Genomic DNA, 24,629 nt, shown 5'->3' with positions numbered 1-24,629 from the left:
GCTGACCTGCGAAAACGCAGATGACAGCACCTCAGCACGCACACGTACTATGTGTTGGCAGGGGAAACGCCGGTACTCGTTCACAACAGCAACTGCGGAATTGGTCGGGAGCTGATCGGTGACGAGAGGGCGGATCACATCCTTGATGGTCACAGGTACCCGGGGGCGCCGGGTAAGGACGCTTTCCCGCAGGGGTGGTCTGATGACCAGATTTTGGATGCTGTTGCTGACGTGGTGACGAGTCCAAATAGTCAAAGGACCTGGTACAAGGGATCTGCTGTGCATGCCGAGAGAACCCTGAAGACCAGGAAGGGCGAACCTGCGGTTCAGAATGTGATCGGGTCAGTGGGAGGGGTGAGAATGCTGGTGCGTTACGAACCTCTCACTGGGAAGGTTCTCACAGCTTTCCCGCACTGAGGAAATGGTTCACCCGATCCGGGTGTAGCGAATTCGATGATTGGAGGATTAATGGAGAGAGATGCGAATCTGATGGAGCTGTTGCATCGTTTGGACGATCCCGATTGTCCAGAAACGCCAGCTGACTACAATGCGGCCGATGCTGCAGCTTCGTTCAGCCGTCTGGCTGTGCAGGTTGGTTCTCGCTTCTCGACGCCTTGTGGAATCGATCGAGACATCCAGGACTCCGCGCAGTACGGACGAATCGAAGTGCCGGGGGAAGCCACAGTCTGTGGGACGAGGATTGTTGCCCTGGTGAGCAAGTTCAAGCCATTGGCAATGGTGGCGGCCGATAACCCTGGCGCCTTCTTGGGTACGGATGAAGCGCAGGCTGAAGGCGAGCTCGACGCGAATGACCTTGAGAAGGTAGAGCAAGTTCTCGCTGAATCGGGGTACATCACGATTCCGGAAGAACTTCTTGAAAGAAGCTATGGCGGGCCCACTCTCTTGCGTTTCCACGGTTCTGGGGAGCCGAGTTGGTGGGACCGGTTCTTCGGTTCTTTCTGATGGGTCTCAAGTATCGGGTTCCGTAACGTTGGTTCTCATGGACCGCATGGGGTTCGTTACCCGATTCGACCCATCCGCGCCATGAGAAGGACCATGCAGTGGCAAAGATCAGCCCCGCCGAGCTGTGCTTGGCGGGGCTGATCTGGCGTTTGACGGCAGTAGTTGACGGCAACGTCAGCGGACGCCAGTGGCGCGGGGTGGTGGTGGTTCGTCGCCGCCGGAGCGGGCCGTCTCGGTGGTTTCCCGGCTGCCGAGCGCGGTGCCGAGGGTGTCGATGGCCTCGCGCTGGAGGCGGATCGGACGTGGGCGTAGACGGTGGCGGTGACGCCGATGTGGGCGTGGCCGAGGAGTTCCTTGATCACGACGAGTTCGACGCCCTGTTGCCGGCACAGTCCGCCCGCCCCGGGCCTACAGATTCCAAAGCAGGGGACACATTCGTCCTGGGGCTCATCAGCAACCTCTTCCACACGTCCGAGTACTTTGGCGCACTCGTCGACAGTGACTGCCGAGACGTAGACAACTGCACTTACGGTGAGGACTACGACAAGTGGGCTAAAGGTTACGACGTTGAAAGCGATGCGTATCGGGTACCGGGTCTACTTGCCGCGATCTTCGGTGCCAAATCCGGTGGCACGGGCAAACCAACTCGCCCTCGCTCCAGGAGTGCCGCCGACGGTGAACGCTTGCGTAAGAAGCTAAGTGTGGAGGCGGGAAGGCTCCCTTATGTCCGCTCTCTGGACGACTTCTTCGACACGCCATCCGCTCTTGCTGGAGGAGTTAAGCCCAGTCAAGTGCGCCCATTCTTCGAGGGGCAAAAGGGCTGGAGAGAAGAGGGCCTGGGCGGACAGTCTCGCAGCAAGGGGAAAGGTTGGGTTATCCGCGAGTATAACGAACGCGGAGGTACGACTGGGCGAATGCTTAGGTGGCATCCTGGCGGGGGTCACCATGGCGACGGCGCCTATTGGGGAGCGGTTGGTTACAATGGCGATTTGGGAGGCATCATCCGGTGATGGATAGCGAGGGAACCGCAAGGTTCTATGAGTGGGCTCTTTCGGTTTTGGAACTGCTCAGTGCTGGATCGGACCGTCAATTCGCATACTTGCGGGAGTCGAGGGTGGGAGCGGATGAAATCATTCTTCAGTTCCAAGATGTTTTGAACGTGGCCAGCGCCCGAGCGGCTGATGGTTCGCTAAGAGAAGGAGATTTCCTTGCGCTGTTGAGAGTCGATGATCGGGTGCAATCTGTGAGTTCGGGTCCAGATTCCATTTGGAGCGACACCGCTCTCGCTACCGCAGGTGAGTGGAGGGATCTGCGAGCAGTGGCTGCGATTGCGAAGGCGAATCTCGAGGCATCGCGAAGTTTCTATACAGCGGATTAGAGTGAGTTTCGGGGGTCGATCAGCGCGCCGTCACCGGCGGCCACGACCCGGTTAATGACCTCTGTCCGGCAGTCAGTGTGGGAGCAGCGGGGCACGGCCACGTCGAGCAGACCGCACGTGCCCTTGCTTGCCCTCGCTGTCTGGTCATAGCAGCCCTGTAGGGGTACTACCGCGTTGCCCCGCGCACGTCGGATCGGACTGGGTAACGTCCGAATTCTGATCTGGTGGACCCTCGCCACCGGTGGCCTCCTCGTCGTCCCCGCGGGCCGCCCCGGCGACCGGCCGGCCCTGGCCCGCGCCGCCGAACAGTACGACGCGATGCCCCTGTTGGTGATCCCCTCGCTGTATGGGGCCGCGCTGCGCGGCGCCGGGGAGAGCTGCCCGCCCGCCCTCGTGGCCCGGCACCCGAGCGAGCTGCCACGGGCGGCGCTGCACAACGGGTACGGGCCGACCGAACGCACGGTGTGGGCCACCGTGCACGCCTGCGCCGCCGACGCGACAGCGCCCACGGTGCCCATCGGCCGTCCCGTCGCCGGAGTCACCGCGTACGTCGTCCCCACCGGCGGCGGCCCCGGGGTGCCGTACCTCGCGGGCCCCGGCTTGGCCGAGGAAGGCGGCGGGGCGGACCGCTTCGTCACCCATGACGGTGTCCGCCGCTGGGCGGCATGCGCGTCGAACGTGCCGAGGTCGAACAGGCCCTCGTGTCCTGCGACGGCGTCACCGGGGCGGGCGTCGGCGTCACCGGCCCGCCCCGGCCGCGCCCGGTCGGCTCCGTGGTCACCGCGGCCGGCCCGGTCGACGAGCCGCGGATCCGGACGGCGTCCACTAGTGCGCCATATGACCCACATTTCGGGGACCGTTGGCGTGCCCCGCAGTTTTTCGGACGTGTGCACCTGATCGTGGTGCTGATATCCGGTCATGTGATCGCAATGGGGCGGCGATCCTTCTCCGATGTGCCACCTGAGTACGGGTTACGGATTACGTATTACGGATTCCACTTACGGTCGACATCTGGATGGGCGGGAATGATGGCTGCTGAGAACAGGGGCTTCTTCACGTCGCGCGGATTTTCCCCGGCGCGGCGGCGGGCGAGCTCCTCCCGGCGGCGCGGGCGCGCGACATTCGGAGCGGTCACCAGCGCCGCGGGCGCCGTCCTGCTCGGCGCGTCCTCGTCCAAGGCCGTGGCCCGGCCGGCGCCCACGGGCGGGCCGCCGCCATCGGAGCGCATGCATGAACTGGACTTCCTGCTCGGGTCACTGCGCTGCGTGTTCCGCACCGGCTCGATCCGCACGGCCCGGGTCCGTCCCATTCTGGGCGGCCACTACTACCAGCTGGATCTGACCCATGTACGGCCCCGGACGAAGGAAAGGGTCAGGGGCAGCTGGGTGCTCGGCTGGGACCGGGTCGGCGCCTCGTTCGTCTCCTACTACTTCGACGATGCCGGCATGCAGGGCACTTCGGCCTCCCCCGGCTGGCAGGACGGGCATTTCGCCCTCACCGGATCCTTCGTCCTCGGTGAGCCGGCGCAGCGCGTGGTCATCAAGAGCGACATCACACGTATCGACGAGGACCATTTCACCATCGAGGAGCACGTCGAGGAGAACGGGAAATGGGAACTTCTCGACACCCAGGAATGCACCCGCAAGCGATAGCGGATGTCGCGGGCGGGAACGGGCGGGAACGGGCGGGAAAAGGAGAAGGCCCGGTCTCCTTGACGGAGACCGGGGCCTGTCGCGAGCGCTGGGCAGGCCTTGCACCTGCATCTCCCCACAGGAAGTGGGGCGCCTTTCCTTGGACCACCAACGCCGGGCCTGTCACCGGATGTCCGGCGGCGAGCTCAGGATTGATCATACCGTATGTCTGGGGGTCAGCCCTCCAGGGCGGAGATCTCGGCCAGGGACAGGCCCAGTTCGTCGTGCAGGAACCGGACGACCGTCCAGTGGGGCAGGGCGTGCTCGTCGAACGGGCCGAACGTCGCGGTGTAGAGGGGGACCCACCGCAGCGCCTCCTCGGCGGCTCTCTCCCGGCCCGGAGCCGCATGGTAGGCGTCGTACGCGATGCTCCGGTGGTGGATGAAGTGGCCGCCGGGGAGCCGCTCTTCGCACAGCTCCCGGTACTCGCGGGTCTGGAGGATGAGGTAGTGCCAGATCTCGTCGATGTCCTGCTCGACGGGGAGGAAGAGACCACCGAGCCGGTCGGGGTACCGCGAGACGAGGTAGAGATAGCGGAGGCATTCGCGGACCTGGTACGTCACGCGGGTGGCGTCCGGGGTGTTCGGAGTGGTGAAGTGCCGGACCACCTCGTCGTGCAGGGCCTCACCGAGCAGCTCCTGGGCGGTCGGGGCTGCCCCGGAGAGGGGAGCGGGGGCCGGCGGTGTCGCGGTCGGGTGCATGGCGGAGTCCTGTCGGGGCGTGAGGTCGGGCAGGGCTTCGGCGGGGTCTGCCGGGGTGAGCGAGGGGCTGTCAGGCCGGATCCGGGGTGGTCAGCCACGCGTACTTGCCCGAGCGGCCGATGGGGATGTGCTTCCGGTGCTCCACGGTGGCGATGCGGCCCGTCAACTCGGCGACGGAGGCGGACAGTTCGGCTTCCTGGGCGGACGTGAGCGGCGCGCCGTCGAACGTCGTGAACCACAGGCGGCAGCGGTCGTCACCGAGCAGATGGAGCTGGTGGAGGAAGACCTCGGGGCTCACGGCCGCGATACGGGCGTCCAGGTCGGCCTGGGCGACAGGGCCGTCGGACGTGGCGAGGAGCTCCTTCTCGCGGCCGCAGAAGGAGGCGATCCGCCGCGGGTCGGCGCTTCCGTCGTGGGTGCGGACGCAGTCACCGGAGCGGTAGCGGACCAGCGGCATGTACGGGTTGCGGACGCTGGTGACGATGAGGCTGTGGATGCCGCTGCCCGGCTCCACCGGGATCAACTCCACGCTCATCCCGTGCAGATAGGGCTGGTAGGCGCCCTTCGCGTCGCTGTAGAAGAGGTACCCCAGCTCCGTGCTGCCGAAGAGGTCGATGACGGGGCAGTCGAAGCGGTCGCGCAGGTGGGCGCGGACGTTCAGCGGCGTGTATTCGTAGGCGTGGACGATCCCCGAGGGCCGGGGGAAGCCGTCCCACAGGTCCCACTCGGTGACCTTGGCGGCCAGCTGGGCGAGGTGGTAGCCCGAGCAGTCCAGGAGGTACGAGCCCTGCGGGTGCGCGGCGCTGACCTCACGGATCTCCGCGAGCATCCGCTCGACCTCCGCGCGCTCCCACTGCGCCGGGTCCAGGCGGCGGTTGAGGTAGAGCGTCCGGTCGTCCAGCCACCGCTCGCCGGGGGTGGCCCCCGGTTTGCGGGAGTTGACGCGGGCGACGTGTTCGGTGGCGAGGACCGTGGTCAAGGAGATCCGCCGGGCGCCGTCGTGCCACAGGGGCCCGAGGTCGGGGTGCTCGCTCCACAGCCGGTAGTAGGAGCGGAGCAGGAAGTACGGCGGCCGGATGAGCTGCATGCGGGCGTGGTTGGTCCCGGTGGACAGCACGAACTCGGCCTCGCCCGACTCCAGGGCACGTGCCAGCTCGGGGGTCATCCAGTTGTCGGGGAAGCCCCGGGCGATCTCCGGCTTCTCCAGGATCGGGAAGTCCCCGCGTTCCAGGGACGCGCGGTAGAGGGGGATGTCGCGGATGTGGTCCAGGACGTCGGCGCTCGGCATGGGGTTCAAGGCGGCTCCGGGGCGCGGGGGGCGGCAGGGGCACAGGGCAAGGGGGCGGGGCCGCCGCCGTGGCGTCGACGGCCGTGGCGGCGGCCCCGCGGGGTCACCGGGTCAGGAGATGCAGCCGGTCTTGCCGGTGGCGCTGATGCACCCGCTCTTCGGCGCCGCGCTGATGCAGCCGCTCTTCGCGGCCTGCGTGGCGCCGCCGGAGGCCGAGTTGGCGTCGACCCACTTCTGCCACACGGACTCTTCCGTCATGCGCTTGATGAGCTGCTCCATGGTGAAACCTCCATAGGTGATCGCTGGAAACGGGATGTGAAAGAGAGAAGAGAGAAGAGGGCGTCGGCGGTCCCGCCCGCGTCAGCTCCGTGCCTGCGCCTCGGCGGGCTCGTGCTCACGCCCGGACCCGGCCCCGCGTCCGGGTTCGGAATCGCCCGTGAGGTCGGCGGAATCGGCGTCGGCGGCGCCCACCGGACGCGTCCTCATCCGCACCGCCTCCGTACCGCTGTCGTTGTGCCGCAACGCCCAGTTCTCCAGCGTCGTACGGCACGCGTGGTCCAGGTGGCGCACCACGGTCAGGTCCAGCTCGATGGGCCGGTCCTTGGGCAGCGCCTCAAGGGCCTCCAGGATGCGCGGCAGCCTCAGGAACGTGGCGTTTCCGGTCAGGGTCACGATGAGGCGGCCGTCGGGCAGCTCCCGCTGGTCCACGTGGACATGGGAGGTGTCCCAGGCGGACTTGACCACCGCGAGGACCAGGCCGAGCACGACGCCCTCGAACATGTTCGTGACCAGGATGGCGATGGCCGTGGTGGCCAGGACGATGGCCTCGCCCCGGTGGGCGCGGGCGAGCGGGACGATCTCCTTGACGGGTATCAGCTTGAAGCCCGCGTGCACCAGGACACCGGCGAGCGCCGCCAGCGGGATGATGCCGAGCGCGGCGGGCAGCAGCACGGCGAACAGCAGCAGCCACGCGCCGTGCAGGATCCGCGAGAGCGGAGTGCGGGCCCCGGCCTGGACGTTGGCGGAGCTGCGGACGATGACCGCGGTCATCGGCAGGGCTCCGAGCACGCCGCACACCGTGTTGCCGACGCCCTGGGCGACGAGTTCCTTGTCGTACTGCGTGCGCGGACCGTCGTGCATACGGTCCACCGCCGCCGCGCTGAACAGCGACTCGGCGGAGGCGATCAGGGTGAACGCCAGGACGGTGCCGAGCACGGCGACACTGCCGAGGTCCGCCAGGTCCCCGAGACCCGGCGGCTGGATGGCGTCGACGAGGCCGCGTACCGTCACGGTCGCCACGTCCAGGCTGAGCCCGGCGACGGCGGCGGTGGCCAGTGCCACGGCGGCCAGCGGGGCGGGCACCAGCTTCGCGGCCGCGGGCACCTTCGGCCACAGCACGAGGACGGCGATGGTGCCGAGGCCGACGGCCGCGGCGGTCAGGGATGTGGTGCTGCCCAGGATGTCGCCGACCAGTCCGGGCAGCCCGGCTATCTTGTCGATCCCGGAGCGGGGCTGCTCCACCTCGGCCATGGTGTACAGCTGGCCGAGGATCAGCACGAGTCCGATGCCTGCCAGCATGCCCTGGACGACGGAGACGGAGATCGCGCGGAACCACCGGCCGCAGCGCAGCAGGCCGAGGGTGATCTGGAGCGCGCCGGTGAGCAGCACGATCGCGCCGAGCATGCCGAGGCCGAACTCCTGTACGGCCTCGAAGACGAGCACGGTCAGACCGGCTGCGGGCCCGCTCACCTGGAGGGCGCTGCCCGGCAGGAAGCCGACGACGAGACCGCCGACGATGCCGGTGACCAGGCCCAGTTCGGCGGGGACCCCGGATGCCACGGCCACACCGACGCACAACGGCACGGCCACGAGGAAGACGACGAGCGAGGCGAGGATGTCCTGGCGCAGGACACCGGGCTCACGCAGCGCGCGGTAGGGGGAGAGGAAAGACGATGCGGGGGACATGAGGGTGGGAAGTCCTGTCGTGGGAGCGGGCAGGGCGGAGGGGCGCCGTGGAACTCACAGCGGACCGAACGCCGAGCGGCCGTCGGACGACTGACGGTGGGTGGAGACGACGCCGGTGTGCACCTCGTAGTACCAGGCGTGCAGGGTGAGCGAACCGTCGGCGACGCGCTCGCTCACGCAGGGGTAGGCGCGCAGCCGCTCCAGCTGTGCGAGCACGTGTGTCTGCACCGCCTCCGCCACATCCGGTGAGGTCGGGGTGAGGGAGCGCAGGGCGTCGTCCGGAGCGACGGAGTGCTCCAGCCAGTCGCGCACGGCCGGCACGGCGGACAGGTCCTCGCCGCGCACCAGGGCGCCCACCGCGCCGCAGTGCGAGTGTCCGCAGACGACGATGTCGCGGACGCCGAGCACACACACGGCGTACTCGATGGTGGCCGCCTCGCTCATCGGGCGGCCGTCGCGGTCGGGGTGACCGGCGGAGGGATAAGGCGGTACGACGTTGCCCGCCGTGCGGAGTTCGAAGAGCTCGCCGGGGCGTGCGCCGGTGATCAGGGCCGGGACGACGCGTGAGTCGGAGCACGTGACGAACAGGGCTTCGGGGGACTGCCCGGCCTCAAGGGCCTCGAAGGCCGCGGCGTTCCGGGGGTCCGCGACGTGCGTCGCGGCGAATGAACGGGCGTTGTCGATCAGTGACTTCATGGTGGCCTGCCTCCTGCGTCTCTCCGGCGGCGCCGGGACGCGGTGTGGTCGGGTCGATGGTGACAGCGGGGCGGAGCGGGCCGCTGGGTCGCAGCGGGCTCCTTTGGCGCCCCGGGCAACACAGCCTGGACGGCGGGTGTGTCTCTCACTTTGCCATTGCATTACGGAGAGATGACAGAGCAAATTCTTGCCAAAGAATGAGTAATTACCGTCCCTGACCAGGGAATTGGTACAGACCTCAACTATCGGGTATGGCCTTGCGGTCAGGTGATTGTGGAGCATGTGGGGCGATTCCGCTCACATGTCCTTGCGGCAGCGACGGCTCGACTGCGGATCGACTGGAGCGCGCCTGTGGATGGACTACGGCGCGGGGGCCTGCCGTTGCCCGCCGTCCCGGTCCAGCCGCTCCCGCAGTGTCCGCGCGAACTCCTCGGCGCGCGACAACTGGACCCGCAACCTCTCCACCTGCTCGGCCGCCTCTCGCTCGTATCCGCGTACCCGTTCCAGGAGGGCGTCCCGTTCGGGCGCCGGCAGGGGCTCGGCGGAGTCCAGGCGGTCGGTGGCGTCCAGCAGGTCTCCCATCTGGTCCAGGGTGAAACCGAGCGGCTTCATGCGGCGGATCACCATCAGGCGGGCCACGTCCGACTCCGTGTAGAGCCGGAAACCGCCCTGGGAGCGGGCGGAGGGCGGCACCAGCCCCGTCTCCTCGTAATGCCGGATGGTGCGCAGCGACAGTTCGGTCCGTGCGGCGACCTCGCCGATCTGCATGTGTTCGCCACTCATGCGGACGCCCTGCCCTTCTTCACGCCGATCTCTACCCTAACGTCAGGGTAGAGTGAGAGTGTGCGCATGCTCCTGACGCCCGGCGCCGCCACCTGCCCGCCGTGACGCTTCGCTCCTGAGCGGCCGCGCGGCTCCGGACCGCGCCCGCCGCCCCCTCCTGCTTCGCCCGCCGCACGCGGGCTCCGCGGACGGCCGCCCCGGCCCTCCCGCGCCTCCCCGCACGTCCACGGTGACGCAGGCGTGCCCGAGCACGACAGGTAAATCTCCTTGCCCACGCCGCCCCCGTCCACTGTCTCCCCGGCCGCGCGCCTGCGCGGTCCGCGCCCCGACTGGCTGTCCGACCCGAAGGTGTGGCGCACCGAGATCCTGGCCGGACTCGTCGTCGCCCTCGCGCTGATCCCCGAGGCGATCTCGTTCTCGATCATCGCCGGGGTCGACCCGGCGATCGGCCTGTTCGCGTCGTTCACCATGGCCGTGACCATCTCGGTCGTCGGCGGACGCCGCGCCATGATCTCCGCAGCCACCGGCGCGGTCGCCCTGGTCATCGCCCCGCTCAACCGCGAGCACGGCCTCGGCCACCTCGTCGCCGCCGTCATCCTGGCCGGCGTCATCCAGATCGCGCTCGGCGCGCTCGGCGTCGCCAAGCTGATGCGGTTCGTGCCGCGCAGCGTGATGGTCGGCTTCGTCAACGCCCTGGCGATCCTCATCTTCGTCGCGCAGGTCCCCGAGATGCACGACGTGCCGTGGGCCGTCTACCCGCTGCTCATCGGCGGCCTCGCGCTCATGGTGTTCTCCCCGAAGGTCACCAAGGCGGTCCCGGCCCCGCTCGTGTCCATCGTCGTCCTCACCGCCATCACCGTCGCCGCGGGGATCGCGGTGCCGACCGTGGGCGACAAGGGCGACCTGCCGTCCGCCCTGCCCGTCCCGGGCCTGCCCGACGTGCCGTTCACGTTCGACACCCTCACCACCATCGCCCCCTACGCCCTCGCGATGGCGCTGGTCGGCCTGATGGAGTCACTGATGACCGCGAAGCTGGTCGACGACATCACCGACACGCACTCGTCCAAGACGCGCGAGTCGATCGGCCAGGGCATCGCCAACATCGTCACCGGCTTCTTCGGCGGCATGGGCGGCTGCGCCATGATCGGCCAGACGATGATCAACGTGAAGGTGTCCGGCGCCCGGACGCGCCTGTCCACCTTCCTCGCCGGGTCGTTCCTGATGGTGCTCTGCATCGTCTTCGGGCCGGTCGTCTCCGACATCCCCATGGCGGCCCTGGTCGCCGTGATGGTGATGGTGTCGTTCGCGACCTTCGACTGGCACTCCATCGCCCCGAAGACGCTGAAGCGGATGCCCGCCGGGGAGATCACCGTCATGGTCGTCACCGTGGCCTGCGTCGTCGCCACCGGCAACCTCGCCATCGGCGTCGTCGTCGGATCGGTCACCGCCATGGTCATCTTCTCCAAGCGGGTGGCCCACCTGGCCACCGTCACCGCGGTCGAGGCCCCCGACGGCACCAAGGTCGTCTACGTGGTCACCGGCGAACTCTTCTTCGCCTCCTCCAACGACCTCGTCACCCAGTTCGACTACGCCACCGGCGCCGAGAAGGTCGTCATCGACCTGACCGCCGCCCACATCTGGGACGCCTCCTCCGTCGCCGCCCTCGACGCGATCGAGACCAAGTACGCCCAGCGCGGCAAGACGGTCGAGATCGTCGGCCTGAACCAGTCCAGCGCCCAGATCCACGAGAAGCTCAGCGGCGAGCTCACCGGCGGCCACTGAGCCGTCCCTCCCGCCCCACCGTCCCCGGCCTGAACGACCACGTCCGTTTCACCGCCGCGCCCCCGGGGCACCCGACGGTCCCTCCCCGACGGGCGGCCGCACGGACCGGCCGGCGCGCGGCTCCACCACGGCTCAAGTGGTGGGAGCCGCGCCCGCGGCGGAGGGTAGTAAGGGACGAGCAGGAGGCACAGCCGATGAGTGACACCCCCGGCGCACAGGGCGGACAGGACCCGACCACGCGCCACCCCCAGCCCGACTTCCCGCAGCAGGACCAGCAACCGCCGGGCTGGACGGGCCCCATGGACCCGCCGCCGGACCACGGCGAGGAGTCGTACCGAGGCAGCGGCCTGCTGAAGGACCGCAAGGCGCTGCTGACCGGCGGCGACTCCGGGATCGGCAGGGCGGTCGCACTCGCCTTCGCACGCGAGGGCGCGGACGTCCTCTTCACCCATCTGCCCTCCGAGGCGGGCGACGCCCGGGAGACGGCGCGCCTCGTCGAGGAGGCCGGGCAGCGGGCGATCGCCGTGCCGTGCGACATCCGCGAGGAGGAGCAGTGCCTCAGGCTCGTGGACCGCGCGGTGGCGGAGTTCGGCCGGATCGACATCCTCGTCAACAACGCCGCCTACCAGATGTCGCAGCCGGAAGGCATCGGTGACATCTCCACGGAACAGTTCGACCAGGTGGTCAAGACGAACCTGTACGGCATGTTCTGGCTCTGCAAGATGGCCGTGCCGCACATCCCGGCGGGCGGGTCCATCATCAACACCACGTCCGTGCAGGCCTACAAGCCGAGCCCGCACCTGCTGGACTACGCCATGACCAAGGGCGCAATCGTCACCTTCACCCAGGGGCTCGCGCAGATGCTGGTCGAGGACGGCATCCGCGTCAACGCCGTGGCCCCGGGCCCGGTATGGACCCCGCTGATCCCCGCGACGCTGCCCGACACCAAGGAGTTCGGCAAGCAGGCGCCGCTGGGACGGCCCGCGCAGCCCGCCGAGATGGCGCCCGCGTACGTCTTCCTCGCCTCCGACCACGCGAGCTTCATCACCGCCGAGATCATGAACGCCACGGGCGGTACCCCGCTGCCGTGACACTCCCGCCCCGCCGGACGGCAGCCGCTCGCCCTGCCGCCGCGACGACCGACCGACGACGGAAGGACAACGTGAGGAGGCGACCACCATCCGGTGGAGAAACGCGCTGATCCAGGACGTCTCGGCCCTGTGGCGCTCCGCACGCAGGGCCGTCACGACCTCGGGTCCGGAACGCGACACGACGGTCCAGTCGCTCAAGGCGGCCGGCGCGGGCGTACTCGCCTGGGCGCTGGCCGGCTGGTGGTGGAGCGCGCCGATGGCCCTCCTCGCGCCGTGGACGGCGCTCTTCCTCGTGCAGAGCACCGTCTACCGCTCGGTGCGCTCCGCGATGCAGCAACTCGCGGTGGTCATGGTGGGCACCCTGCTGGCCGCCGGCGCGGCGGTCCTCACGGGGAACAACTCGCTGGCCGCGATGGCGATCGTCCTGCCCATCACCGTGCTCCTGAGCACGTACGCCCGCTTCGGCACGCAAGGCGTCTACGCCCCGACGGCGGCGCTCTTCGTCCTCGCCTACGGGACCTACTCGGGCCTCGACATCCTGCACCGCCTCTTCGAGACCCTGCTCGGCGCCGTCATCGGCATCGCGGTGAACGCGCTGGTCCTGCCGCCGGTGCACGGCCGCGACGTATGGCACCTGCGCAGGCGGCTGCCCCAGGAGAGCGCCGACCTCCTGCACACCGTCGCGGACGGCATCGAGAAGGAGTCGTACGACCCGAAGAAGGCCCAGGGCTGGTACGACCGGGCGCAGCGGCTCACCGACCTCATGACGGATCTGCGCACCGCGCGCCGCTGGACCGACGAGAGCTACCGCTTCAACCCCGGCCGCAAACTGCGCCGTGCCGTGCCCCATCCGCCGCCGCCCGACTGGGACTTCACCTGGGACAGGATCACGGAGCACATCAGGACCACCGTGCGCACCGTCGTCGAGACGCGTGAGGACCGGCCGTCCCTCGCCGACCTGCCGGCGGAGGCGCCGGGCATCCTGGCCGAACTGCTGCGCGCGGCGGGCGACGTGTGCGAGCTGGACGACAGCGACACCCGGGCCGCCGGGACCGAGAGCCCGCCGGAGACGGTGCGCGACCGCAGGCGCGCCATGAGGGCGGCGGAGGCGGCGCACGGCCGGCTGGCGGAGCTGCTCACGGACAGCCGCTACCAGGTCACACCCGCCCTGGGCGGGCTGACCGCGGATACCCAGCGCCTTCTGAGTGACCTGACGGCCATCGGGGGGAACCCGGAGGCCGACGGCACGGACGGCACGGCCAGTACGGACAGCACGGACAGCACGAGCACCGCGGGCAGGTGACGGGACGGGTGCGTGCGGCCTCGTGTGGCGTGCCGCACGAGATTGCGGTGGGCTGATGGACAAGAGATGGACAACAGAACGAGAAGCGCGGGGAGACCGCGCACGCACCGGCCCGGACGGGCCGGTCCAGGACGAGGAGGCATGACGTGGCCACACGCCACCAGTTGGTCAAGAGTCCGCCCTCCAAGGTGTGGGAGGTACTGGAGGACGGTCGCCGGTACGCCGACTGGGTGGTCGGTACGCACGACTCCCGACCGCTCGACACCACGTGGCCGGCGGTCGGCTCACGCATCGAGTACACCGTCCGGCTCGGCCCCTGGCAGGTCGGCGGACACACCGTGGTACGCCATCTGGACAAGCCGGACCGCCTCGAACTGGAGGCGTACAGCGGGGCGCTCGGCACGGCCCGCATCGCCATCGAGGTGCGGCCCTGGGGCAAGCACACCCTGGTGATCGTCGACGAGCACCCGCTCCAGGGACCCGGCGGCTTGCTGCACAACGCCGCGGTCGACGCCCTCATCCAGGTCCGGCACCGCAGCATGCTGAGCCGCCTGGCGAAGCTGGTCGAACAGGGCGGCCACCCCCGCGAGCACGGGGGCACCCGGCGGACCGCCGAGGCCTAGCCCGCCTGCCGGACCGGACCGGCGGACCGAACGCCCGGCGGATCGAGAGCGAAGGGGAGTGGACATGCCGGACGCAGTGGTGATCGGCGCGGGACCCAACGGACTGGTGGCGGCGAACCTCCTGGCCGACGCGGGCTGGAGCGTCGTCGTCCTGGAGGCCCAGGACGAGCCGGGCGGCGCCGTGCGCAGCGACCGCGGCGTGCACCCGGACTACGTCAGCGACGTGTTCAGCGCCTTCTACCCGCTGGCCGCCGCCTCGCCGGTCCTCGCGGCCCTGGAGCTGGAACGCGAGGGCCTGCGGTGGGCCCACGCCGAGCACGTACTGGCGCACCCCCTCTCGGACGGGCGCTGCGCGGTGCTGAGCCGTGACCGCGCCCGGACCTGCGCGTCGCTGGACGCGTTCGCCGACGGCGACGGAGCGAGCTGGGAACGCCTGTACGGCATGTGGGAGAACCTGCGGGAGCCGCTGATGGGGGCCCTGTTCACGCCGTTCCCGCCGATCCGCTCCGGGATCGGCCTCGCCGCGCGGGTCAGGGCGGGCGGTGGCCTGCGCGTGGCCCGCTCGCTCGTGCTGCCGGTACGCCGACTGGGCGAGGAGGAGTTCGGGGGTGAGGGCGGACGACTCCTGCTGGCGGGCAACGCCCTGCACGCGGATCTGGCGCCCGAGGCGGCGGGCAGCGGCGGCTTCGGCTGGCTGATGTCCATGCTCGGACAGACGCATGGCTTCCCCGCGCCGGCGGGCGGCTCGGGCGCGCTGACGGACGCCCTGGTGCGGCGGCTGAACCGGCGGGGAGTGAGTGTCCGCTGCGGCGAGCGCGTCACCGAGGTGGTGGTGCGCGGCGGCCGGGCCGTCGGTGTGCGCACCGCGTCGGGGGAGGGGGTCGTGGCGCGCAAGGCGGTGCTGGCCGATGTCGCCGCCCCCGACCTGTACGGACGCCTCGTCGACGCGGCGCATCTGCCCTCCCGTCTCCTGGACGACCTGCGCCGCTTCCAGTGGGACTTCGCCACGTTCAAGGTCGACTGGGCGCTGGCCCGGCCGATCCCCTGGTCGGCCGAGGGCGCGCATGGGGCGGGTACGGTCCATGTGGCCGAGGGGGTGGACGAACTGACGCGGTTCGCCGCCCAGATCGCGCGGGGCCTGGTGCCGGACAGGCCGTTCGCCCTCGTCGGGCAGATGACCACGGCGGACGCCGCGCGCTCGCCGGCCGGGACCGAGTCGGCGTGGGCGTACACCCACGTCCCGCAGCGCATCAAGGGCGATGCCGGGGAGGACGGCCTGACGGGCACGTGGGACGAACGGGAGGGCGAGGCGATGGCCGACCGGGTGGAGGCGCAGATCGAACGGCTCGCCCCCGGCTTCCGCGAACAGATCCTGGCCCGGCGCGTCCTGACACCCGCCACCCTCGAAGGCATGAACGCGAATCTGCGCAACGGCGCGATCAACTCCGGCACCACCAGCATCCACCAGCAGCTCGTCTTCCGTCCCGTCCCCGGCACCGGCCGCCCCGAGACCCCGGTGCCCGGCCTCTACCTCGCCTCCGCCTCGGCGCATCCGGGCGGCGGGGTGCACGGGGCGCCGGGCGCCAACGCCGCGCGCGCGGCCCTGCGTGCCCGCTTCGGAGGGGGTCTCCTCTTCACGGCGCAGCGGGCGCTGGGCCGTCGCGACCGGAGGGGCCAGGAGTCGGGGAACACCTGAGCCGTGCGGCCGGGACCATGGGTGCGCCGGTGTGCGTGATCAGGCCCGCGGCTGCGCCGGTGCCTGGTCTCTGTCCCGCGTTCGCCTCGGCGCATCCGGGCGGCAGGGTGCACGGGGCGCCGGGTGCCGACGCCGCGCGCGCGGCCCTGCGTGCTGTGCCGGTGTGCGCCTTCAGGCGCGCGGCTGCGCGGGTGCCCGGCCTCTAACCTCGCCTCCGCCTCGGCGCATCCGGGTGGCGGGGTGCGCGGCGCGCCAACGCCGCGTGGGCCGCCCAGCGTGCTGCGCCGGTGTGCCCGATCAGGCCCGCGGCTGCGCGGGTGTTCCGGTCTCTCCCTCGACGACCCTGAACTGCGCGCCGTCCGGGTCCCGCAGCGTCGCCCACGGCGGGCGCGCGTGCAGGTCCTGGTCGACCACGTGCCCGCCGGACTCGGCCGTGGCACGCACACACGCCTCGACGTCCGGGACGGTGAAGTGGACCTGCCAGTGCGGGCGTACGGCCGGGTCGGGGTCCGCCTCGACGGCGCCCGAACTGAGCCGGGCCGCCGGCCGGCCTCCGCTGTAGACCACCACCTCGTCCTGCTGGTAGAGCACCTCGCAGCACTCGGGACGCCCGCACGCCCAGTCCAGGACCTCGCCGTAGAAGATCGCGGCGTCGAAGGCGTCGCGGGTGCGCAGCCGCAGCCAGGCGGGCGCCGAGTGGACCCCGCTGCGCCAGCTGGTGAGGATCTCGCCCTCCCAGATGCCGAAGACCGCGCCGTCGCGGTCCGACAGCAGGGCCGCGCGCCCGTTGGGGAAGGGGATCGGTCCCACCGCGGTCGTCCCGCCGCGCTCCCGGACGCGGCTCACCGTCTCGTCCGCGCTCAGCACCGCGAAGTACGGCGTCCAGGCCACGGCGATCTGGAGGGAGGACGCGATGGCGCCGACCCCGGCGACGGGATCGCCGTGGGCCGTCGCGACGGAGAACTGCTCGCCGAGTTTGGCCGGCCGGAACCGCCAGCCCATCACGGCCCCATAGAACCTTTGTGCGGTGGTGAGGTCTCGTGCCGTCAGGCTGACCCAGCAGGGTGCCCCGACCGCCGCCTCGCTCAGCACCGACCCGGTCCTGGCACCCCGGGCGTTCCCGCCCGAGGCCCGAGAGACGTCCGGAGCCGGAGGGATCCTGTTGTCGTGGTGCATGTGCAACCCGTCCTGGAAATCGAGGCGCCCTGAAGAACCGGCCTGGCACCTGTGCTTTCGGGCTCAGCGGGAGGCTCGGCGCCCTGCCGCCCTTCAGTGTGGGCAAAGGGGCGGGCGCCGCGCCACTCGACGCGGGCTCACCGCCTCTTGGCCGCCCGGTCCGCCGATCCGGTGATACGACGCCGGGCGAGGGAGGGCCGCGAGAGCAGCAGCAGACTGTGCGCCTCGACGGTGACCTCGGCGCCCGCCTTGTGCTCCGTCTCGTCCGAGAGACCCAGCGCGTCGGTGGTGTCGATCCGCGACGACCAGCGCTCCCCGTACGTGGCGCCCGGCAGCCGGAAGACGACCGGCTCCCGGTAGCTGTTCAGCAGGAGCAGGAAGGAGTCGTCCATCACGGGCCTGCCGCGCGAGTCCGGCTCCGCGATCGCGTCGCCGTTGAGGAAGGCGCAGACCGCGTGGGCGTCGCCCCGCTGCCAGTCGGCCTCCGTCATCTCGCGCGCGTCGGGCCGCAGCCACACCAGGTCCGGCAGCGGCTGGCCGTCGTGCGTCGCGGTCTCACCGCGGAAGAAGCGGCGCCGACGCAGCACCGGGTGCGCGGCACGCAGCGCGATGGCCCGCCGGGTGAATTCGACCAGGTCACGCTGTTCGTCGTCGAGGTCCCAGTCGATCCAGGAGATTTCGTTGTCCTGGCAGTAGGCGTTGTTGTTGCCCCGCTGCGTGCGGCCCAGCTCGTCGCCGTGCGCGAGCATCGGGATGCCTTGCGAGAGCATGAGCGTGGCGAGGAAGTTGCGCTGCTGGCGCGCGCGGAGCTCCAGGACGCCCTCGTCGGTGGTGGGCCCCTCGACGCCGCAGTTCCACGAACGGTTCGTGCTCTCGCCGTCCCGGTTGTCCTCGCCGTTGTCCTCGTTGTGCTTGTCGTTGTACGAGACCAGGTCGCGCAGCGTGAAGCCGTCGTGCGCGGTCACGAAGTTGATGCTGGCGCGCGGGCGGCGGCGGTCGTGCTGGTACAGGTCGGAGGAGCCGGTCAGCCGGGAGGCGAACTCGGCGAGGGAGTGCTCCTCGCCGCGCCAGAAATCCCGTACCGAGTCGCGGTACTTGCCGTTCCACTCCGACCACAGGGGCGGGAAGTTGCCGACCTGGTAGCCGCCCTCCCCGACGTCCCACGGCTCGGCGATGAGCTTGACGCGGCCGACCACCGGGTCCTGCTGGACCAGGTCGAAGAAGGCGGACAGCCGGTCCACCTCGTAGAACTGGCGCGCGAGCGTGGCCGCCAGGTCGAAGCGGAAGCCGTCGACGTGCATCTCCGTGACCCAGTACCGCAGCGAGTCCATGACGAGCTGCAGGACGTTGGGGTGGCGCATCAGCAGACTGTTGCCGGTGCCGGTGGTGTCGAAGTAGTGCGCCGGGTCGTCCTGCGCCAAACGGTAGTACGAGGCGTTGTCGATGCCGCGGAAGGCGAGGGTCGGGCCGTTCTCGTTGCCTTCCGCCGTGTGGTTGTAGACCACGTCGAGGATCACTTCGAGCCCGGCCGCGTGCAGCTTCTTGACCATCGACTTGAACTCGGTGACCTGCTCGCCGCGGGAGCCGCGCGCCGCGTAGGCGTTGTGCGGGGCGAAGAAGCCGATGGAGGTGTAGCCCCAGTAGTTGGACAGACCGCGGTCGCGCAGGAAGCCGTCCTGCACGTACTGGTGCACCGGCATCAGCTCGACGGCGGTCACCCCCAGCGCGAGCAGGTGGTCGATGACCGCCTCCGTGGCGAGGCCCGCGTACGTACCGCGCAGCTCGTCGGGGACCCCCGGATGGGTGAGGGTCAGGCCGCGCACGTGCGTCTCGTAGATCACGGTGTCGGCGTACGGCCGCCTGAGCGGCTGATCGCCCTCCCAGGGGAAGGACGGGTCGGTCACCACCGAGAGCATGGTGTGGCCCGCGCTGTCGGCCGGATCGGGTCCGTCCGCCGCGCGTTCGTAGAGAGACGCGTGGTTGTCCACCTGGCCCTCGAACGCCCTTGCGTAGGGGTCCAGGAGCAGCTTCGCCGGGTTGCACCGGTGACCGGCCGCGGGGTTCCAGGGGCCGTGCACCCGGTAGCCGTAGCGCTGGCCCGGCCCGACTCCGGGCAGGTAGCAGTGCCAGACGAAGCCGTCGACCTCCGAGAGGGTGACGTCGCGGTGGGTGCCGTCCTCGTGGATGAGTACGAGGTCGACACGGTCGGCGATCTCGCTGAACAGGGCGAAGTTGGTGCCTTCGCCGTCGTAGGTGGCCCCCAGGGGGAAAGGCCGTCCGGTCCAGGTGCGCACGCGCTGCCTCCGTCGGATGAGCGTGGTCGGGTCAGTCCTCAGCGCCCGGGGCACGTCCGAAGACGCCGACGGGCCGCGGCTTCCCGGCGGGGTCGCCGCGGCCTGTGGCGCGCTGCCGCGTGAGCGGGGTGCTCACATCGCGGACGGCGTACGTGACCCGGGAGCCGACGCTGTGGATCGCTCCACCATCTTCGGCCAAGATCCGCCGGACCGCTGGGCGGCGCCCGGAGCGGAGCCGATGGTCACCGGCTCCTCCTCGGCCGGGGCCGCGAGCGCGGAGACGGGTACCTCGCGCGGCAGTTGGCGCGCCGTACGCAGCGTGGGCGCGGGCGGCGTCGGGGCGAGCGGGGCGCGCTCCGGGCAGCGGGCGCGGTGCGAGAACCAGATGATCTTGCCGTTGGTCCCCGGGTAGTTGCCCCAGCCGTCGCTGAGCGCCGCGATCTGCGCCAGGCAGCCCTGCGGCCCGTAGTGCGGGCGAGGGAGGTCGGGCTCGTTGTCCGACACGGCGGTGATGAGGTGCTGTCCGTTCCACCACATCTCGACCACGGCGTTCTTGTCCGTTCCGTGTTCCTCGATCGCGCCGAGCAGTACACCGGCGCAGTGGCACACGGGTTCGACGAGAATCCCCAGACCCCAGTGCCGGAGATGTGCGGCCAGAATGCGCCTGACCTGATCGATCCTCTCCGGGCTGATCTCCACCTCGAGGTGGTAGTAACAGGGGATTGCAGTCTTCATCGCGCTTGGCTCCTCTCAGCGAAGCCCCGGTCTTCATCGGCTCTGTGAGCCGAGCCCCGAGCACGAAGCGTGAGCAGTGATCGCTTCTGAGTAGTCCCAGGGTGAGAGCGCTGCTCCATTCGCGCAACAGGAGCAGGTCAGACCTGGTCGTTGAAGATCCAACAGGACGCTGCGTGGTCACACGTGCACCATGGGTCGGGAAGCTTGACCGGCGAAACGCGCCCATTCCTCTACGTGCGCCACGGCCCGGCACCAGCCAGGTGCGCCGTGCGCGCGTCCGGAGAACGAGAAGGTGACCAGCGTGATGCTGCTGCCTACGAAAGCTGAGGTCGCGCGGCATCTTGACCAATACCGGGCATGGGAGCGGCTGTTGCTCGCGGACCCGGCGGACCGCGCCGTGCGGACGCACTTCGAGAACACCGCGTACACCCTGTGCGTGCTGATGGGTGAGCTCACCGCACGGACCGCCGCCGACGCGGCCGAGCACTACCTCGGCCTGCGGCCGGCGCGACGGCAGCAGAAGGCGCCCGGCGTGAAGTCGACGGTGGTGCACGGAAGTCGTCTTCGACCCGTACGTCCGAGCGTGGCAGAGGAGAGAGCGATGACCACAGGCCCGCACTCGAGCCCGGCCGCGTCGGCGCGCTCTTCGGCGCTGCGTCCGTCGGAGGTGCGTTCATCGGAGGCGCGCTCAGGGGAGGTGCGCTCAGGGGAGGTGCGTTCATCAGTGGTGCGGGAGCCGGTCTCCCGTCCCGCGCCAGTCCTCACGGTGCCGATCCTCGACGTCCGCCCGGTGCTCGACTGCGGCCGGCGCCCGGTGAAGGCGGTGCCGGGGGAGACCTTCCAGGTCACGGCCACGCTCTTCGGCGAGGGGCAGGAAGCGGTCGGTGCCAACGTCGTGCTGCTCGGCCCCGACGGACGAAGCGGCCCCTGGACCCCCATGCGCGAACTGTCCCCCGGCAGCGACCGCTGGGGCGCGGGCGTCACCCCGGACGCGGAGGGCCGCTGGACGTACGCCGTGGAGGCATGGGCTGATCCGGTGACCGGGTGGCGCAGGACCGCCGAGGTCAAGATCCCGGCCGGTATCGACACCGAAGTGACCCTCGAAGAAGGGGCGTTGCTGTTCGAGCGTGCCGCGGACGGAGTGCCGGACGGCACGGACCGCCGGACGCTGCGAGCCGCCGCCGAGGCGCTGCGGGACGAAGTGCGCCCGTCGGCCGACCGCCTGACGGCGGCCCTCACACCGGAGACGGGCGCCGTCCTCGCGCGGCATCCCCTACGGGAACGCGTCACCCGTTCGGACGCCCTGCCCCTGCTCGTGGAGCGGAAGCGGGCGCTGTTCGGGTCGTGGTACGAGTTCTTCCCGCGCTCGGAGGGCGCGGTGGTCCGTGCGGGCGAGCCGCCGGTCCCGGGGACGTTCCGCACGGCCGCCGAGCGGTTGCCGGCCGTGGCGGACATGGGTTTCGACGTGGTGTATCTGCCGCCGGTCCACCCGATCGGCACCACCCACCGCAAGGGCCCGAACAACTCCCTCTCCCCCGGCCCGCACGACGTGGGCGTGCCGTGGGCGATCGGTTCGCCGGAGGGCGGGCACGACGCCGTCCACCCGGACCTCGGGACGCTGGACGACTTCGACGCCTTCGTGCGGCGTGCCCAGGGGCTGGGCATGGAGGTGGCGCTGGACTTCGCGTTGCAGTGCTCGCCGGACCATCCGTGGGTGGACAAGCATCCGGAGTGGTTCCGGCAGCGGGCGGACGGTTCCATCGCGTACGCGGAGAATCCGCCGAAGAAGTACCAGGACATCTATCCGATCGCCTTCGACACGGACCTGCCGGGCCTTGTGGCGGAGACGGAGCGGCTGCTGCGGTTCTGGATGGGGCACGGCGTGCGGATCTTCCGTGTCGACAATCCGCACACCAAGCCGGTGGTGTTCTGGGAGGAGGTGATCGCGCGGATCAACGGAACCGACCCGGACGTCATCTTCCTCGCCGAGGCCTTCACCCGCCCCGAGGTCATGCGGGCGCTGGCCCGCGTCGGTTTCCAGCAGTCGTACACGTACTTCACCTGGCGCAACACCAAGCAGGAGATCACCGAGTGCCTGACGGACCTCTCCGTCGGGACGGCCGCGTACCTGCGACCGAACCTCTTCGTGAACACCCCTGACATCCTCCCCGGATACCTCCAGGAGGGCGGGCGTCCGGCCTTCGAGGTGCGCGCGGTCCTCGCCGCGACGCTCTCCCCGACCTGGGGTCTCTACAGCGGCTTCGAGCTGTGCGAGAACACCGCCGTGCGGCCCGGCAGCGAGGAGTACCTGAACTCGGAGAAGTACGAACTGCGCCCGCGCGACTGGCAGGCGGCCGAGCGGGAGGGGCGCACCATCGCGCCCCTCATCACCACGCTCAACGCGGTACGACGCCGCCACCGCGCCCTGCACCTGCTGCGGAATCTCCACTTCCACCGGGCCGACAACGACGCGCTCATCGTCTACAGCAAGCGCGACGGCGACGACCTGGTCCTGGTGGTCGCCAACCTCGACCCCCACCACACCCAGGAGGGCACCGTCTCCCTGGACATGCCGCGGCTCGGCCTCGACTGGCACGAGAGCGTACCGGTGCGCGACGAACTGGGCGGCGAGACCTACCACTGGGGCAGCGCCAACTACGTGCGTCTCCGTCCGGGCGGCGCGCACGTGCTGGTCCGGCCTGAGCCGGGGGAGAACGGAGGGTCACCCACATCATGATCGTCAACGAGCCCGTCCAGGACACCTTCGAGGACACGCCCGCCAAGGACCGGCACCCCGACTGGTTCAAACGCGCCGTGTTCTACGAAGTACTCGTCCGTTCCTTCCAGGACAGCAACGGCGACGGCATCGGCGACCTCAAAGGCATCACCGCCAAACTCGACTACCTCCAATGGCTCGGCGTGGACTGCCTGTGGCTGCCCCCCTTCTTCAAATCCCCGCTGCGCGACGGCGGCTACGACGTCTCGGACTACACCGCCGTCCTGCCCGAATTCGGTGACCTCGCCGACTTCGTGGAATTCGTCGACTCCGCCCACCAGCGCGGCATGCGCGTCATCATCGACTTCGTCATGAACCACACCAGCGACCAGCACCCGTGGTTCCAGGCCTCCCGCACCGACCCCGAAGGCCCCTACGGCGACTACTACGTCTGGGCCGACGACGACAAGCAGTACGGCGACGCCCGCATCATCTTCGTCGACACCGAAGCCTCCAACTGGACCTTCGACCCGGTACGCAAGCAGTACTACTGGCACCGCTTCTTCTCCCACCAGCCCGACCTCAACTACGAGAACCCCGCCGTCCAGGAAGAGATCATCTCCGCCCTCCGCTTCTGGCTCGACCTGGGCATCGACGGATTCCGCCTGGACGCCGTGCCCTACCTCTACCAAGAGGAAGGCACCAACTGCGAGAACCTGCGGGCCACCCACCAATTCCTCAAGCGGGTCCGCACGGAGATCGACGCGCACTATCCCGACACCGTCCTGCTCGCCGAGGCCAACCAGTGGCCCGAGGACGTCGTCGACTATTTCGGGGACTACGCCAAGGGCGGCGACGAATGCCACATGGCGTTCCACTTCCCCGTCATGCCCCGCATCTTCATGGCCGTACGCCGCGAATCGCGCTACCCCGTCTCCGAAATCCTCGCCAAGACCCCCGCCATCCCCTCGGGCTGCCAATGGGGCATCTTCCTGCGCAACCACGACGAGCTGACCCTGGAGATGGTCACCGACGAAGAGCGCGACTACATGTACGCGGAATACGCCAAGGACCCGCGCATGCGCGCCAACATCGGCATCCGCCGCCGGCTCGCCCCCCTGCTGGACAACGACCGCAACCAGATCGAACTCTTCACCGCGCTCCTGCTGTCGCTGCCCGGCTCCCCGATCCTCTACTACGGCGACGAGATCGGCATGGGCGACAACATCTGGCTCGGCGACCGCGACGCCGTGCGCACCCCCATGCAGTGGACCCCCGACCGCAACGCGGGCTTCTCCTCCTGCGACCCCGGCCGCCTCTACCTCCCCACGATCATGGACCCGGTCTACGGCTACCAGGTCACCAACGTCGAAGCCTCCATGTCCTCGCCCTCCTCCCTCCTGCACTGGACCCGCAGGATGATCGAGATCCGCAAACAGAACCCCGCCTTCGGCCTCGGCACCTACACCGAACTCCCCTCCTCCAACCCCGCCGTCCTCGCCTTCCTCCGCGAGTACGGGGACGATCTGGCGCTGTGCGTGCACAACTTCTCCCGCTTCGCGCAGCCCACCGAGCTGAATCTGCGGGCCTACGACGGACGGCACCCGGTGGAGCTGATCGGCGGGGTGCGCTTCCCGGCCATCGGCGAACTGCCCTACCTCCTCACGCTCGCGGGCCACGGCTTCTACTGGTTCCGCCTGACCGAACAGCCACGACGTCCGGCCGCACCCGCGGTGCGCCTTTGAAGG

The 24,629-nt window shown here is 69.8% G+C and carries 19 protein-coding genes and 1 pseudogene; 10 read left to right on the top strand and 10 right to left on the bottom strand.

Going from position 1 to position 24,629, the window contains the following annotated elements; all coding sequences use genetic code 11:
• The first annotated feature begins 489 nt into the window (after positions 1–489).
• Positions 490–963 (top strand): hypothetical protein, encoded by a 474-nt coding sequence (locus KKZ08_RS04285; RefSeq protein WP_223773163.1) that lies wholly within the window; start codon positions 490–492, stop codon positions 961–963.
• Positions 964–1,137: 174 nt separating this feature from the next.
• Here the strand turns inward: KKZ08_RS04285 and KKZ08_RS04280 are convergent.
• Positions 1,138–1,346 (bottom strand): annotated as a pseudogene (locus KKZ08_RS04280) (site-specific integrase); the annotation flags it as partial.
• Here KKZ08_RS04280 and KKZ08_RS04275 point away from each other — a divergent pair.
• Together KKZ08_RS04275 and KKZ08_RS04270 are read left to right on the top strand one after the other, a co-directional pair.
• Positions 1,266–1,973: a hypothetical protein gene (locus KKZ08_RS04275; RefSeq protein ID WP_223779371.1), complete on the top strand. Its 708-nt coding sequence runs from the start codon at positions 1,266–1,268 to the stop codon at positions 1,971–1,973. The pseudogene KKZ08_RS04280 and the gene KKZ08_RS04275 sit on opposite strands and share 81 nt — an antisense overlap.
• Positions 1,974–3,006: 1,033 nt before the next feature.
• Entirely contained in the window at positions 3,007–3,993 is a 987-nt protein-coding gene (locus tag KKZ08_RS04270) for a DUF1579 family protein (RefSeq protein ID WP_223773162.1), read from the top strand.
• A 215-nt stretch (positions 3,994–4,208) separates the two neighbouring features.
• Here KKZ08_RS04270 and KKZ08_RS04265 read toward each other — a convergent pair whose 3' ends face one another.
• The 6 genes from KKZ08_RS04265 to KKZ08_RS04240 form a co-directional block, all read right to left on the bottom strand.
• Positions 4,209–4,733: a hypothetical protein gene (locus KKZ08_RS04265; RefSeq protein ID WP_223773161.1), complete on the bottom strand. Its 525-nt coding sequence runs from the start codon at positions 4,731–4,733 to the stop codon at positions 4,209–4,211.
• Positions 4,734–4,803: 70 nt separating this feature from the next.
• A complete protein-coding gene (locus tag KKZ08_RS04260; RefSeq protein WP_223773160.1) occupies positions 4,804–6,030 on the bottom strand; it encodes a hypothetical protein in 1,227 nt (408 codons plus the stop codon).
• Positions 6,031–6,132: 102 nt separating this feature from the next.
• On the bottom strand, positions 6,133–6,300 hold the full coding sequence (locus tag KKZ08_RS04255) for a hypothetical protein (RefSeq protein ID WP_223773159.1): 168 nt from the start codon (positions 6,298–6,300) through the stop codon (positions 6,133–6,135).
• Between the two features lie 81 nt (positions 6,301–6,381).
• Positions 6,382–7,986 (bottom strand): SulP family inorganic anion transporter, encoded by a 1,605-nt coding sequence (locus KKZ08_RS04250; RefSeq protein WP_223773158.1) that lies wholly within the window; start codon positions 7,984–7,986, stop codon positions 6,382–6,384.
• A 54-nt stretch (positions 7,987–8,040) separates the two neighbouring features.
• Positions 8,041–8,682 (bottom strand): carbonic anhydrase, encoded by a 642-nt coding sequence (locus KKZ08_RS04245; protein WP_223773157.1) that lies wholly within the window; start codon positions 8,680–8,682, stop codon positions 8,041–8,043.
• Positions 8,683–9,042: 360 nt separating this feature from the next.
• Positions 9,043–9,465, bottom strand: coding sequence for a MerR family transcriptional regulator (locus KKZ08_RS04240; protein ID WP_223773156.1), 423 nt, complete (start codon positions 9,463–9,465; stop codon positions 9,043–9,045).
• A gap of 267 nt (positions 9,466–9,732) precedes the next feature.
• On the opposite strand from KKZ08_RS04240, the gene KKZ08_RS04235 reads away from it, so the two are divergent.
• The 5 genes from KKZ08_RS04235 to KKZ08_RS04215 all read left to right on the top strand — a co-directional run bounded on the left by KKZ08_RS04235 (position 9,733) and on the right by KKZ08_RS04215 (position 15,960).
• Positions 9,733–11,247, top strand: a complete 1,515-nt coding sequence (locus KKZ08_RS04235) for a SulP family inorganic anion transporter (protein ID WP_223773155.1) — start codon at positions 9,733–9,735, stop codon at positions 11,245–11,247.
• A 194-nt stretch (positions 11,248–11,441) separates the two neighbouring features.
• The gene (locus KKZ08_RS04230; protein ID WP_223773154.1) at positions 11,442–12,338 is read left to right on the top strand and encodes an SDR family oxidoreductase; all 897 of its coding nucleotides are present in this window, start codon (positions 11,442–11,444) and stop codon (positions 12,336–12,338) included.
• 88 nt (positions 12,339–12,426) lie between these two features.
• Positions 12,427–13,641, top strand: coding sequence for an aromatic acid exporter family protein (locus KKZ08_RS04225; protein WP_346657915.1), 1,215 nt, complete (start codon positions 12,427–12,429; stop codon positions 13,639–13,641).
• Positions 13,642–13,787: 146 nt separating this feature from the next.
• Complete coding sequence (locus KKZ08_RS04220; protein ID WP_223773153.1) at positions 13,788–14,264, top strand: SRPBCC family protein; 477 nt, start codon at positions 13,788–13,790, stop codon at positions 14,262–14,264.
• Between the two features lie 64 nt (positions 14,265–14,328).
• Positions 14,329–15,960, top strand: a complete 1,632-nt coding sequence (locus KKZ08_RS04215) for an NAD(P)/FAD-dependent oxidoreductase (RefSeq protein ID WP_223773152.1) — start codon at positions 14,329–14,331, stop codon at positions 15,958–15,960.
• Between the two features lie 297 nt (positions 15,961–16,257).
• Here the strand turns inward: KKZ08_RS04215 and KKZ08_RS04210 are convergent, their stop codons facing one another.
• From KKZ08_RS04210 to KKZ08_RS04200, 3 genes are all read right to left on the bottom strand, one after another.
• Entirely contained in the window at positions 16,258–17,136 is an 879-nt protein-coding gene (locus KKZ08_RS04210; protein WP_223773151.1) for a VOC family protein, read from the bottom strand.
• A gap of 137 nt (positions 17,137–17,273) precedes the next feature.
• The gene (glgX, locus tag KKZ08_RS04205; protein WP_223773150.1) at positions 17,274–19,430 is read right to left on the bottom strand and encodes a glycogen debranching protein GlgX; all 2,157 of its coding nucleotides are present in this window, start codon (positions 19,428–19,430) and stop codon (positions 17,274–17,276) included.
• 132 nt (positions 19,431–19,562) lie between these two features.
• Positions 19,563–20,165, bottom strand: coding sequence for a pep a2 (locus KKZ08_RS04200; RefSeq protein WP_223773149.1), 603 nt, complete (start codon positions 20,163–20,165; stop codon positions 19,563–19,565).
• A 304-nt stretch (positions 20,166–20,469) separates the two neighbouring features.
• On the opposite strand from KKZ08_RS04200, the gene KKZ08_RS04195 reads away from it, so the two are divergent.
• Together KKZ08_RS04195 and treS are read left to right on the top strand one after the other, a co-directional pair.
• Entirely contained in the window at positions 20,470–22,902 is a 2,433-nt protein-coding gene (locus tag KKZ08_RS04195) for a maltotransferase domain-containing protein (RefSeq protein WP_276573918.1), read from the top strand.
• Positions 22,899–24,626, top strand: a complete 1,728-nt coding sequence (treS, locus tag KKZ08_RS04190) for a maltose alpha-D-glucosyltransferase (protein ID WP_223773147.1) — start codon at positions 22,899–22,901, stop codon at positions 24,624–24,626. Before KKZ08_RS04195 ends, treS begins: the two co-directional genes overlap by 4 nt.
• Positions 24,627–24,629 lie beyond the last annotated feature (3 nt).

Origin of the sequence: Streptomyces sp. 135 (assembly GCF_020026305.1) — a bacterium.
In the GTDB taxonomy this organism is placed as follows: Bacteria; Actinomycetota; Actinomycetes; order Streptomycetales; family Streptomycetaceae; genus Streptomyces.
This window is presented reverse-complemented; position numbering and strand designations above follow the sequence as displayed.

What these genes read in the sequence shown, in the direction of transcription:
- KKZ08_RS04285 (WP_223773163.1), top strand. Translation starts at nt 490, where the DNA reads ATGGAGCTGTTGCATCGTTTGGACGATCCCGATTGTCCAGAAACGCCA.
- KKZ08_RS04270 (WP_223773162.1), top strand. Translation starts at nt 3,007, where the DNA reads ATGCGCGTCGAACGTGCCGAGGTCGAACAGGCCCTCGTGTCCTGCGAC.
- KKZ08_RS04265 (WP_223773161.1), bottom strand. Translation starts at nt 4,733, where the DNA reads ATGCACCCGACCGCGACACCGCCGGCCCCCGCTCCCCTCTCCGGGGCA.
- KKZ08_RS04255 (WP_223773159.1), bottom strand. Translation starts at nt 6,300, where the DNA reads ATGGAGCAGCTCATCAAGCGCATGACGGAAGAGTCCGTGTGGCAGAAG.
- KKZ08_RS04250 (WP_223773158.1), bottom strand. Translation starts at nt 7,986, where the DNA reads ATGTCCCCCGCATCGTCTTTCCTCTCCCCCTACCGCGCGCTGCGTGAG.
- KKZ08_RS04245 (WP_223773157.1), bottom strand. Translation starts at nt 8,682, where the DNA reads ATGAAGTCACTGATCGACAACGCCCGTTCATTCGCCGCGACGCACGTC.
- KKZ08_RS04240 (WP_223773156.1), bottom strand. Translation starts at nt 9,465, where the DNA reads ATGAGTGGCGAACACATGCAGATCGGCGAGGTCGCCGCACGGACCGAA.
- KKZ08_RS04230 (WP_223773154.1), top strand. Translation starts at nt 11,442, where the DNA reads ATGAGTGACACCCCCGGCGCACAGGGCGGACAGGACCCGACCACGCGC.
- KKZ08_RS04215 (WP_223773152.1), top strand. Translation starts at nt 14,329, where the DNA reads ATGCCGGACGCAGTGGTGATCGGCGCGGGACCCAACGGACTGGTGGCG.
- KKZ08_RS04210 (WP_223773151.1), bottom strand. Translation starts at nt 17,136, where the DNA reads ATGCACCACGACAACAGGATCCCTCCGGCTCCGGACGTCTCTCGGGCC.
- KKZ08_RS04200 (WP_223773149.1), bottom strand. Translation starts at nt 20,165, where the DNA reads ATGAAGACTGCAATCCCCTGTTACTACCACCTCGAGGTGGAGATCAGC.
- KKZ08_RS04195 (WP_276573918.1), top strand. Translation starts at nt 20,470, where the DNA reads ATGCTGCTGCCTACGAAAGCTGAGGTCGCGCGGCATCTTGACCAATAC.
- treS (WP_223773147.1), top strand. Translation starts at nt 22,899, where the DNA reads ATGATCGTCAACGAGCCCGTCCAGGACACCTTCGAGGACACGCCCGCC.